Source organism: Microbacterium sp. SYP-A9085 (assembly GCF_009649635.1).
Taxonomy (GTDB): Bacteria; Actinomycetota; Actinomycetes; order Actinomycetales; family Microbacteriaceae; genus Microbacterium.
Window position 1 is genome coordinate 115,845 of the sequence record NZ_WJII01000002.1, and the last position, 11,753, is coordinate 127,597.

General features: G+C 72.8%; 11 protein-coding genes. 3 read left to right on the forward strand and 8 right to left on the reverse strand.

Annotated elements, in window-relative coordinates:
* Position 1: 1 nt before the first annotated feature.
* Positions 2–1,519, reverse strand: coding sequence for an ATP-dependent DNA ligase (locus GH740_RS05350; RefSeq protein WP_153745082.1), 1,518 nt, complete (start codon positions 1,517–1,519; stop codon positions 2–4).
* A gap of 68 nt (positions 1,520–1,587) precedes the next feature.
* On the opposite strand from GH740_RS05350, the gene GH740_RS05355 reads away from it, so the two are divergent.
* Positions 1,588–3,012, forward strand: a complete 1,425-nt coding sequence (locus GH740_RS05355; protein WP_153745083.1) for an MFS transporter — start codon at positions 1,588–1,590, stop codon at positions 3,010–3,012.
* Between the two features lie 6 nt (positions 3,013–3,018).
* Here the strand turns inward: GH740_RS05355 and GH740_RS05360 are convergent, their stop codons facing one another.
* The 4 genes from GH740_RS05360 to GH740_RS05375 all read right to left on the reverse strand — a co-directional run bounded on the left by GH740_RS05360 (position 3,019) and on the right by GH740_RS05375 (position 8,308).
* Positions 3,019–3,999, reverse strand: a complete 981-nt coding sequence (locus tag GH740_RS05360) for an epimerase (protein WP_153745084.1) — start codon at positions 3,997–3,999, stop codon at positions 3,019–3,021.
* Positions 3,917–4,852: an LLM class flavin-dependent oxidoreductase gene (locus GH740_RS05365; RefSeq protein ID WP_153745085.1), complete on the reverse strand. Its 936-nt coding sequence runs from the start codon at positions 4,850–4,852 to the stop codon at positions 3,917–3,919. Before GH740_RS05365 ends, GH740_RS05360 begins: the two co-directional genes overlap by 83 nt.
* A gap of 26 nt (positions 4,853–4,878) precedes the next feature.
* Positions 4,879–5,643: an LLM class flavin-dependent oxidoreductase gene (locus tag GH740_RS05370; protein WP_153745086.1), complete on the reverse strand. Its 765-nt coding sequence runs from the start codon at positions 5,641–5,643 to the stop codon at positions 4,879–4,881.
* A 124-nt stretch (positions 5,644–5,767) separates the two neighbouring features.
* Positions 5,768–8,308, reverse strand: a complete 2,541-nt coding sequence (locus GH740_RS05375; RefSeq protein ID WP_153745087.1) for an ATP-dependent Clp protease ATP-binding subunit — start codon at positions 8,306–8,308, stop codon at positions 5,768–5,770.
* A gap of 144 nt (positions 8,309–8,452) precedes the next feature.
* Between GH740_RS05375 and GH740_RS05380 the strand changes: the two genes are divergently transcribed.
* Positions 8,453–8,821 (forward strand): VOC family protein, encoded by a 369-nt coding sequence (locus tag GH740_RS05380; protein ID WP_153745088.1) that lies wholly within the window; start codon positions 8,453–8,455, stop codon positions 8,819–8,821.
* On the opposite strand, the gene GH740_RS05385 is transcribed toward GH740_RS05380, so the two are convergent.
* Positions 8,822–9,667 carry a hypothetical protein gene (locus GH740_RS05385; protein WP_153745089.1) on the reverse strand — a complete coding sequence of 282 codons (846 nt, stop codon included), beginning with the start codon at positions 9,665–9,667 and terminating at the stop codon, positions 8,822–8,824.
* Positions 9,668–9,720: 53 nt separating this feature from the next.
* Here GH740_RS05385 and GH740_RS05390 point away from each other — a divergent pair, with 53 nt between their 5' ends.
* Complete coding sequence (locus GH740_RS05390) at positions 9,721–10,821, forward strand: tellurite resistance/C4-dicarboxylate transporter family protein (protein WP_367640780.1); 1,101 nt, start codon at positions 9,721–9,723, stop codon at positions 10,819–10,821.
* Between the two features lie 2 nt (positions 10,822–10,823).
* Here the strand turns inward: GH740_RS05390 and GH740_RS05395 are convergent, their stop codons facing one another.
* The gene (locus tag GH740_RS05395) at positions 10,824–11,288 is read right to left on the reverse strand and encodes a DUF3817 domain-containing protein (RefSeq protein ID WP_367640782.1); all 465 of its coding nucleotides are present in this window, start codon (positions 11,286–11,288) and stop codon (positions 10,824–10,826) included.
* 24 nt (positions 11,289–11,312) lie between these two features.
* Positions 11,313–11,741, reverse strand: coding sequence for a MarR family winged helix-turn-helix transcriptional regulator (locus tag GH740_RS05400; protein WP_172978305.1), 429 nt, complete (start codon positions 11,739–11,741; stop codon positions 11,313–11,315).
* Positions 11,742–11,753 lie beyond the last annotated feature (12 nt).

The following is an 11,753-nucleotide window of genomic DNA, read 5'->3' on the forward strand; positions in this document are numbered from 1 at the left end:
GTCAGCCGGGCAGCAGGTCCCGCAGCGTCGTGATGGTGTCGGCCTCGTCGGGGCGCTTGTCGGGCCGGTACGCCTTGACCCGCGCGAATCGCAGCGCGACGCCGCCGGGATAGCGAGGCGAGCGCTGCACGCCGTCGATCGCCACCTCCACGACGGTGACCGGCTCCACGAACACGGCTGACGCGGTGCTGCGGGTCTGGATCTGCGGGAACCGCTCGGTCTGCCAGCGCAGCAGCTCGTCGGTCAGCCCCTTGAACGTCTTGCCGACCATCACGAAGCCGCCGGGCGCGCCGTAGGCGCCGTCGGGGTCACGGGCGCCCAGGTGCAGGTTCGACAGGAATCCGCGTCGGCGCCCGGACCCCCACTCGCACGCGAGCACGACGAGGTCGACGGTGAGCACCGGCTTCACCTTGATCCAGCTCTTCCCACGGCGCCCCGCCGCGTACGGCGCGTCGATGCCCTTCACGACGACGCCCTCGTGGCCGGCGGCGAGCGCCTCGTCCGCAAGACGTTGCGCGGCCGCGGCATCCGCCGTGACGATCCCCGGGATGCGGGCTCCGCCGGCGACACGCTCCAGCTCGGCGATCCGCACCCGCAGCGGCTCGTCGATGAGGTCGCGGCCGTCCACGTGCAGGATGTCGAAGAACCACGGCCGCAGCGCGAAGCCGCCGGCGGCGTCCGCGCCGAACCGCGCCATCGTGTCCTGGAACGGCCGCGGTGCCCCCGCCTCGTCGAGCGTGAGGGTCTCGCCGTCGAGGATCACGTCGCGCACCGGCAGCTCCCGGGCGACGGCGACGATCTCCGGCACCCGGTGCGTGATGTCGGCCAGGCTCCGGGTGAACACGCGCACCTCGTCCCCGCGCCGGTGCACCTGGATGCGGGCGCCGTCCAGCTTGTACTCCACGGACGCCTCGCCGGTGACCGCGATCGCCTCGGCGACCGTGGCGGCGGTCGCCGCCAGCATCGGCAGGACCGCGCGCCCCACCTGCAGACCCACCGCGTCCAGGTCGGCGCCGCGCAGCGCGAGCGCGGCGGTCGCGCCGAGGTCGCCGGAGAGCATCGCCGCCCGCCGCACCGCGTGCGCGTCGACACGGCCGGCGTGCGCTATCGCCTCCAGGAGCACGCCCTGCAGCGCCCCGGTGCGCAGCTCGCCCAGGATGGCGCGCGCCAGCAGGTCCCATTCCGCGGCCGTCGCGCGGGCGGCAAGGCCCCGCAGCAGCTCCCCGCGCAGGGTCGCCGAGCCATCGCCGGATGCCGCGGCCAGCGCGTCGAACGCCGCGTCGACGTCGCCGAGGGTCAGGGAGGCCTCCGCCGCGTGCACCGCCGGCAGGGCCGCGATGGTGCGCCATCCCACGCCGAGCCGCCCCTGCCGCGGGCTGCCGACCAGCAGTCCCACCGCCGTGGCCACCTCGTCGCCGTCGAGCCGCGACAGCAGGTCCGCGAGCACGGCGATCTTCTGCAGCCGCGACCGCGTCGCCGCGACCGCGTCGACCGTGAGGACCAGCTGGGCCAGCAGCATCCTCGCATTCTCCCATCCGGCGCCGACACGGGGAATGCCGGAGCGTCGCGGCATGGTTGGCTTGCAGTATGGCGAATCAGGTCGGTCTGCGGTCGGAGCGCGGGCCGATCCTGCTGGCGCTGATGCTCGCGTCGTTCCTGATAGCGATCGACTCGACGATCCTCGCCACCGCGGTGCCGACGATCGTCGCGGAGCTGGGCGGCTTCGCGCAGTTCCCGTGGCTTTTCTCGATCTATCTGCTCGCCCAGGCGGCGTCGGTGCCGGTGTACGCGAAGCTGTGCGACACCGTCGGGCGCAAGCCGATCATGATCGCGGGGATAGGGCTGTTCCTGGTGGGGTCGGTCGCGAGCGCGATGGCATGGAACATGACCGCGCTGATAGTGTTCCGCGCCGTGCAGGGGCTCGGCGCCGGTGCCATCACGCCGACGAGCATGACGATCGCCGGCGACATCTACACGGTCCGCGAGCGGGCCACCGCGCAGGCGTACCTGGCCAGTGTCTGGGCCATCTCCTCGGTGGCGGGCCCGACCCTCGGCGGCCTTTTCGCCCAGTTCCTGTCGTGGCGGTGGATCTTCTGGGTGAACGTGCCGCTGAGCCTGCTGGCGCTGTTCATGCTGCTGCGCGCCTACCACGAGCGGTTCGAGCGGCATCGGCGGCGCATCGACGTCGCCGGGGCCACGCTGCTGACGTCCGCGCTGGTGCTGCTGGTGCTCGGCGTGCTGGAGGGCGGCCAGGGCTGGGCGTGGGGCAGCTGGCAGAGCGTCGGATGCTTCGGCCTGGGCGCCGCGCTGCTGGTGGTGTTCGCGCTGGCCGAGCGCAGAGCCGCCGATCCGGTGCTGGCGCCGTGGGTGTTCGGCAGTCGCGTGGTGGTGACCACGTCCCTCGCGGCGCTGGGGGTGGGCGCGGTGCTGATCGGGCTCACGTCGTTCGTGCCGACCTTCCTGGAGTCCACCGCGGGGGCCACGCCGCTGCTGGCGGGGCTCGCGGTCGCGGCGCTGAGCCTGGGCTGGCCGTTGAGCGGCGGGCTGGCGGGCCGGTTCTACCTGCGGATAGGGTTCCGGGCCACCGCCATGATCGGCAGCGTCCTGGCGGTGGTGGGCGCCGTGCTGCTGGTGTCGTTCGCGTCGGCGCCGTCGCTGGTGCTCACCGCCGTCGCGTGCTTCGTGGTGGGCCTCGGGCTCGGCCTGGTGGCGAACCCTGCGCTGATCGCCGCGCAGTCGTCGGTGGATCTGCGGCGGCGCGGCGTCGTGTCCGGGACGAACATGCTGGCCCGGTCGGTGGGCAGCTCGGTGGGCGTCGCGGTGTACGGCGCCGTCGCGAATGCCGTGATCGGGGCGTCCGGCGGGGCGCAGCATCCCGCCGCCGTGCAGGCCGGGTCGATCGCCGTGTTCATCGGCGTCGCGATCTCGGCGGTGCTGCTGGTGGGGTGCACAGTGCTGATCCCACACGTGCGGATCGTCGACGAGCCCGGGGCCGAGGCCGAGGCCGCGTGACGCGGGTCATGCGCGCCGTGTCCGCCAGACGTCTGCCAGCGCGTCGTCGAGATCGGGGAAGGCGAACGGGTAGCCGGCGGCGAGGAGCCGGCGCGGCACCACCCAGCGGCTCTTCAGGACAAGCTCCGGCTCGGTGCGCAGCGCCCACATGGCCGGTTCCAAAACGAACCGGGACGCGGGAAGGCCGAACGGGATGCCGACGGTGCGACGCAGCGCGGCCATCAGCGTCCGGTTGTCGCTCGGCCGCGGCGACGCGAGGTTGAGCGGCCCGTCGATGTCGGGGCGGTCGCGCACGAACCGCACGGCGCCGACGACGTCGTCGATGTGGATCCAGCTGAACCGCTGACGGCCCCGCGAACGGTGCCACGGCGCGCGGCCGTCACCGGTGGGGTGCGCGCCGATCCCCCGGTACCGCAGGTGCGGGAACCACGGTCCGTCGTACTGCGGTCCGCCCAGGCCCGTGCGCGCGAGCCGGAACAGCATCGCGGTGGCCGGTCCGTCGCCCAGGACTATCGACATCCGCAGCGCTATCCGCCGGGTGCGCTCCAGCGTGCCGGCGAAGAAGGCCGCTTCCCAATCGCGGGCGACGTCGACCGAGAACCCCGTGCCTACGTCCCCGTCGTCCTCGCCCTGCGGGCGGTCGAGCGCGTAGCGGTAGATCGTCGCGGTGCTCGCGTTCAGCCACAGCGACGGCGGGGCGGATGCCGCGGCCACGGCCGCGTGCAGCGTCCGCGTCGTCACGACGCGGGAACGGTGGATCTCGTTGCGGTTCCGGTCGGTGTAGCGGCAGTCGACGGACCGGCCCGCGAGGTTCACGAGAAGCTCGGCGCCGTCGACGGCGCGGTGCACCGAGGGTTCGTCGTCCCAGCGGGCGTCGACACCGGCGCGGCCGATCAGGCGCGTCTCATATCCGTCGGCGCGAAGGGCTGCGGTCAGCGCCCGGCCGACGAAGCCGGATGCTCCGGCCAGCGCGGCGACCCGGGTCATGCGGTGCCGCCCGCGAGCCGGCCCACGGCAGCCGCGTCGCGATAGTAGTCCGGCAGCGCAGCGTCGGCCGGTGGCAGCAGGATGACGCGGTCCACGCCGACGTCCGAGAAGCGTCGCACGCCGGCGGCGACCTCCTCGATAGTGCCGGCCGGCATCCGGTCCGACCCGCCGGCATCCGGTCCGACCCGCCGGCATCCGTCCCGAACGTCGCGTCCACATACGCGACGATCTCCGGCATCCCGCCCTGCCCCGACGCCTCCCGGCCGGCGCGCACCGCGGCGACCGCGGCCCCGACCTCGGCGGGGGTGTGCTCGGAGACGAACACGGCACCGTCGGCCACCTCGCCGCACAGCGCGAGCGTCTTCGGGCCTTCCGCGGCCGCGTACACGCGCGGCGCGGTCTCGGGCGGCCAGTCCAGCCGCACCCGGTCGAGGTTCACGTAGCGGCCGGCGACGGTGACCTCGTCGCCGGCGAGCAGTCGGCGCAGCGCCGGGACATATTCGCGCATGAGCGTCAGCGGCGACGCGACGCGGGCGCCGGCCTGCCCCATCCAGCGCAGCACGCCGTGGCCGACCCCGGGTAGCAGGCGCCCCGGGAACATCCGCTCGATCGTCGCTATCTCCATCGCGGTGACCGCGACGTTGCGCAGCGGCATGGGGGCGATCCCGATGCCGACGCGCAGCCGCTCGGTCCACGCGAGGGCCGCGGATGCCGCGGCGAAGGCGGACTCGCGGAAGCAGTCCTCCCAGATCCACAGCTCGGCGAGGCCCGCGTCCTCGGCGGCCGCGACGGCGGCGCGGAACGACTCGGGCGGGTTCGGGTACGGGCTGAAGATGGCGCCGACGACGGTCATGCCCCCACCCTGCCAGACGCCGCCGCCTACCCCGCGAGCCGGCGGGCCCGCTCGGCGAATCGCACGTACGCGTCGACGTCGTCGGATTCGGTGATGGCGCGCAGCACGACCTCGTCGACCGCGGCGCGGTAGGCGGTGACGAGGTCTGCATCGGCCGGGCTGATCACGGTCGCGGATGCCGCTATCTGCAGCCGCGCGAAGTTGGCGGCGTACTTCGGGAACCGCGCGTAACGGTCGGTCTCCGCGCGCAGCCGCGGCATCCCGCCGTCCTCGAGCGCCGTCCGCACGTACAGGGCGACGTGCGCGGTGGGGGCGACGGCGTGTGCCTGCGCCGCCTGGGTCGCGGCGAGCTCGGGCGTGAGCCAGCTCAGCAGCGGGCCGTCGGCGGCCTCGGCGGCCAGCGCGCGCATCTTCGGGCCGAGCGCGCCGACGACGACGCGCGCGGAGGTGCCGGCCTTCAGCCGGGCGACGGTTGCGCGCACGCGGTCGAGCACGGGGCCGGACGCCTGACCGGATCCGACGCCGAGCGTGAGCCGGGCCGCGGGCAGCTCCGCGGCGGCCGCGAGGATCTCGTCCGGAGTGTGCCGGTCGAGCGGGATGACGCCGGTGGCAAGCCCTATCCGCGTCGTGGCGGCGGCCGCCGCGCGCAGCGCCGCGAGCGAGTCGCCGCCGGGGGTGTCGTTGACCCACAGCGCGTGCAGACCCGCGCGCTCGGAGGCGATCGCTATCTCGGCTATCGCGTCCGGGCCGAGCGTGCCGGCCACCCCCATCGAGACGTGTGCAGCATCCATCCCTCGAGTGTGGCACCGTGTGCGGATCGCAGGAGATTCCGGCCGACACGCCGGCATTCGGTGGCCGGTCGCGGCGTGTCGGCCGGGATCTCCTGCAGGATGCGCGCGGCCGGGCCGCGGGGTGTCAGGCCACGCCTGCGGCCACCGGGGCCGTCGCCACCCGCAGCACGTCGTCCGCGGCATCCACCAGCACCGCTGCCCCGTCCTCGAGGTCGCCCGAGACGAACAGGTCCGCGATCCGGTCGTCGACCTCCCGCTGGATGAGCCGGCGCAGCGGGCGCGCGCCGTACTCGGGCTCGTACCCGTGGTCGGCCAGCCACTGCACGGCCGCATCGGTGACATCGAGGCGCACGGCCCGGGACGCGAGGCGCTTCGCGGTGGCCTGAAGCAGCAGCCGGACGATGCCCCCCAGCTGGTCGCGGTCGAGCTTGCGGAACAGCACTATCTCGTCGATCCGGTTCAGGAACTCGGGCCGCATCGCCTCGCGGAGCTTCGCGAACACGCGCCCCCGCAGGTCGTCCTCGGAGCCGAACCCGGTCGCCCCGCCGCCGTCGGCGATGAATCCGATAGCGCCGGAGCGGGAGGCCAGGAACTCGCTGCCCAGGTTCGAGGTCATCACGACCACGGTGTTGCGGAAGTCGACCGTGCGGCCCTGCCCGTCGGTGAGCCGGCCGTCGTCGAGCACCTGCAGCAGCAGGTTGAACACGTCCGGGTGGGCCTTCTCGATCTCGTCGAACAGGACGACGGCGTACGGGGTGCGCCGCACCCGCTCGGTGAGCTGCCCGGCCTCGTCGTAGCCCACGTATCCGGGAGGCGCGCCGACCAGACGCGCGGCGGTGTGCCGCTCGCCGAACTCGCTCATGTCGAAGCGGATGACCGCCCCGTCGTCGTCGAACAGCGACTGCGCGAGCGCCTTGGCCAGTTCGGTCTTGCCGACCCCGGTGGGCCCCAGGAACAGGAATGAGCCGATCGGGCGGTGCGCATCGCCCATGCCGGTCCGGTTGCGGCGCACGGCCTTCGCGACCGCGGCGACGGCATCGTCCTGCCCGACCACACGCCGGTGCAGCTCGTCCTCGAGGACGGCGAGCCGGTCGCGCTCGGGCGCGGTCAAACGGCTGACCGGGATGCCGGTGGCCCGGCTGATCACGCTCGCGATCTCGGACTCGTCCACCACCGCGTCGCCGCGGGGGCCGCCGGCGCCGGCGGCGAGCCCGTCGAGCTTGGCCTGCACCGCGGCGATCTCGTCCCGCAGGCGCGACGCATCCTCGTAGCGCTCGGCCGAGACGGCGGCGTTCTTCTCCGCCTCGAGGTCGGCGAGGCCCTGCAGCAGCGCCGCGGCGTCCGCCTGCAGTCCCAGCCGCAGACGCAGGCGTGCGCCGGCCTGGTCGATGAGATCGATGGCCTTGTCCGGCAGCACGCGCGCGGTCAGGTAGCGGTCGGACAGCTCCACGGCGGCTCGCAGTGCGGCGTCGGTGTAGGCGACGCCGTGGTGCTGCTCGTACGCGGCCTTCAGCCCGTGCAGGATTCTCACCGCGTCCTCGACACCGGGCTCGCCCACCTTGACCGGCTGGAGGCGGCGCTCGAGCGCGGCATCCTTCTCGATCCGGCGGTACTCGTCCAGGGTCGTCGCGCCGATCAGATGCAGTTCACCGCGGGCCAGGCGCGGCTTGAGGATGTTTCCGGCGTCCATCCCGCCGGCGTCACCGCCGCCTCCGGCGCCGACGACCGTGTGCACCTCGTCGATGAACACGATCAGTTCGCCGGCGTGCGCGGCGATCTCGTCCATCGTCTTCGTGAGGCGCTCCTCGAAGTCGCCGCGGTACCGGGTCCCGGCGACCATGCCGGGCAGATCGAGCGAGATCACACGCGTGCCGCGCAGCTGCTCGGGGACCTCGTTCGCGACGATCGCGCGGGCCAGACCCTCGACGATAGCGGTCTTGCCGACGCCCGCCTCACCGACCAGCACCGGGTTGTTCTTCGTGCGCCGCGACAGGATCTCGATCGTCTGCTCGATCTCGTCGGCGCGTCCGATCACGGGGTCGAGTCTGCCGGCCTCGGCGAGCGCAGTCAGGTCGGTCCCGAACTGGTCCAGCATCGGCGTGTCCGGCGCGGCGGGCGCCTCGGCCGGGTCGGTCCCGGCGCTCACGGTCTCCGGGGTGCTCTGGGTGAGCGCATCCGCCGTGACCCCCGCCTGCGCGAGGACCTGCCCGGCCGGCGTGTCCTGGGCGAGGACGAGGGCGAAGAACAGGTGCTCCGGGTCGATGTAGGTCGAGCCGGACGACCGGGCCACCTGGAAGCTGTGGAAGAGGGCGCGCTGCAGCGCGGGGGTCACCACGGTGCCGTCCGCCCCGGTTGATCCCGCCGCCGACGGCAGCCGGCTCTCGGCCTCGCGGGCGATCCCGGTGGGGTCGGCGCCGATGCGCCGCACCGTCTCCTGGGCGGGCGCGGCATCCATCAGCACCCGCAGCACGTGCAGCGTGTCGACCTCGCGCTGCCCGCGGGACAGCGCGAACTGCGCGGCTTGCTGCAGCAGCTCCTGGGTCCGGGCGGTCATGAACCGCCCGAGGTCGATGGCTCGCTGCTCACGCGCGCGCTCACCGGCCAGGTAGCGCGCGAGGAAGTCGTCGAACGCGCCCCCGCCGCCCGACATAGTGCCGTCGTCCATACGGTGTCTCCTTGAAAACATGAGTCCTAGTGCATCAAGATTACAAACTTGAGCGTTGTCGTATCAACTTCAACGCGGATGACCGCGGGGTATTCCATGTCCGGGACCCCGTCTACCGTGGCGGTGACGGACAGAGGAGTGAGCATGGACTGGCGTATCGAGCTGATCTACGTCCCCGTGAGCGACGTCGACCGGGCCAAGGAGTTCTACACGCGGGTGGGCTTCCACCCCGACCACGACGAAACCCCGTATCAGGGGCTGCGCTTCGTGCAGATGACGCCGCCGGGCTCGGCCTGCTCGATAGCGTTCGGCACCAACCTGGGCATCGACCTGGAGCCGGGCCGGCAGAGCACCATCCAGGTCGTGGTGCCGGACGCCGAGGCGGCCCTGGCACACCTGCGCGAGGTCGGCGCCGACGCCGAGGGCGTGGAAGAGCAGGCGTGGGGGCGGTTCGTGACGTTCCGCGACCCGGATGGCAACCGGTGGACGTTGCAGCAGCTGCCGGCGCGGTAGTCAGCGCGCCAGGATGGCGGGGTCGACGTCGTCCCACCGCTGGACGGTCTGTGCGATCCAGAACACGGCGAACAGAAGGACAAGGCCGGCCTCCCCCACGAGGATCCACGGCTGCCCGGTCTGGTCGGCACCGGCCAGGCGCGCGATCATCACGGTGCCGAGGTACACGAGGAACGCCCCCATGCCGATCGCGACGCCGGCGTAGAGCCGCCGCCAGGCATCCTGCGAGGTGACCGCGGACACGATGGCGACGGCGACCATCAGGCCGAAGAACCCGCCGGTGGCGATCAGGTGGCCGATCCGCAGCAGCGACGCGTCGGCGGCCAGTGCCCACACCAGCGCAACGGCGGCGAGCACGACGGCCGCCACGGCGGCGACGGCGACGCCGGGAGTGAGAGTGCGCTGCAGGCGCGCGAGGATCACCGCGAGCGCGGCCCCGAGGATCGCCGTCACCGCGAGGGTCACGATGCCGGTGCGCAGCTCGGGGATGTAGCCGGCCGGCACACAGGGGATGCCGTCCGCGCAGATCGGGTCGATGCCGGGGCCGTCACCGGGGGCGACAGGAGTGGGCACTATCGCTATCGCCGGCGCGAACAGTGCCGCCAGATTCAGCAGCACCTGCTCCACGCTGTGCCCGGACAGCGCGAGGAACGCCAGCGCCACGGCGAACATCACGCCGGTGAACACGGTGCGCGCCGGCGTGTAGAAAAGGGCGCTCAGCGATGTCACCGGGCCGTGGGCGGCGGTCACGACCACCAGCGCGACGCCGAGGACGGCGACGGCGCCGACGATCGAGATCCGCACGTACCGGTAGGTGCGCTGGGTAGAGGTGCTCGACAGCTGCATGTCCACGATCCTGCACCCCGCGGGCGACATCCGCGGGCGATAGCCTGGAGACCGTGCCCACGCCGTCCACGCTCCACGGCCGCCTCGACGGCGCCGTCGCACAGCTGACACCGGGCTACTTCGCCCTGGTGATGGCGACGGGGATCGTCTCGATCGGGATGCGCACGAACGGCTGGGTGGCGGCATCCCTCGCCCTCCTCGTGATCGCCGGGGTCTCGTACGTTGTGCTCGTGGTGCTGAACGCGGTGCGGGCGGTCCGCCACCGCGCCCACCTCGCCGGCGACTTCGCCGATCCGGCGCGGGCGTTCGGATTCTTCACGTTCGTGGCGGCGACCTGCGTGCTGGGCAGTCGGGTCAGCCAGGAGCAGGGGTTCCACCTCGTGGCGGTCGTGCTGCTGGTGGTGGCCAGTATCGCGTGGATACTGTTCGGCTACACGGTGCCGTGGACCGCGGTGCTCGGCGACCGCAAGGCTCCGCCGATCAGGACCGCGAACGGCACGTGGTTCATCTGGGCGGTGGCGAGCCAGTCGGTCGCCGTCTTGGCGGCCACGCTGGAGGTCGAGCTGGAGGCGTGGCGGCCCGCTCTCGCCCTGCTGGCCGTCTTCTCCTGGTCGGTGGGCACATTCCTGTACTGCGCCGTCGGCGTGTTCGTCGGCGTGCGGATGCTGGCGGCGCCGTTCCGCCCGCAGGATCTCACTCCCCCGTACTGGGTCGCGATGGGGGCCACCGCCATCACGGTGGTCGCCGGCGCGCGGATAGTGCAGATGGCGGACGCGCCGATGGTGGATGCCACGCGCGGTCTTATCGCCGGTGCCGCGGTGTTCTTCTGGGCGTTCGGCACGTGGCTGATCCCGCCGCTGGTGATCGCCGGCTGGTGGCGGCATGGACGCCACCGCATCCCGTTCCGCTACGACGCCACGCTGTGGAGCATCATCTTCCCGCTCGGGATGTACGGCGTGGGATCGCAGTTCCTCGGCGACGTCGATGGTCTGCCGATAGTGCACGCCATCGGCGTCGCCGAGAGCTGGGTGGCAGTGGTGGCGTGGACGGCGACGTTCGCGTGGATGCTGGTGAACCTGTGGCGCGAGGTGCTGCGCTCGCCCGGCGACCGCGGGCGGGAAGCCGCGTACGACGTCCCGGTGAGGGCGCGCTGAGCTCAGGCCCGTCCGCCGGGAGGGCCGATCACGAGCAGCACGGTGAACACGGCCGCGACCGCGACGGCGCCGAGCCCGCCCAGCAGCACGGGGCGCACGAGGAAGAAGCGCAGCAGTCGGTCGTGCCACGCGTGGTCCCGCGGATCCTCGCCCGCGTCCCGCCGCCAGTCGCCGGCGAGGCGGCCGGTGCGGTGCAGCCAGATCTCGGCCGGGACGGTCAGGTACGGGATGATCGCCGAGCCGACGGCGACCACGACGGGCCACGGCGTCCACCGGTTGTTCTTGGCGACGAGGATCGCGGTGGCGCCATAGCAGAGGAACACGAAGCCGTGGATGCTGCCGCCGATGAGGGTCGCCATCGACAGGTCCATCGTGGCGCGCAGGATGAGGCCGGTGATCAGCAGGGTCCAGGTGACGGCTTCGGCAATGGCGAAGATGCGGAAGAGGCGCGAGGGAGTTCGGAACACACCTTCAGTATAACTGAAGACTCGTCAGGGTCTCTCCAGGTCCTCCCCGAACGGCTGCTCATGCAGGCCCTCCAGCGCGGAGGTGAGCGCGGGCGACGCCCGGGCGAAGGCGCGGTCCATGCGGGCGAGCCGAGCATCGGCCTCGCGCAGGGCGTCCGCGCCCTTGTCGGTGACGCGCAGCGTCGACGCCGCGCCGGCATGCGCGGTGGCGTCGGCCGCGAGGTCGTCGCCGACGAGGGCGCGCACGGCCGTGTGCGCGGTCTGCACGGTGATCTGCGAGCGGCGTGCGAGCTCGGAGAACGAGATGCCGGGCGTGGCGGCGATGTGCGCGAGCAGCGCGTACTTGCGGGTGGTGAGCCCGAGGTCCTTGAGCTGCGCGTTGAGCTGCCCGTCCCAGATCGAGCCGACCGTCAGCAGCGAGATGACGGGGCTGAATGAGGGGCGCTGCGGCATGGATTCCATCGT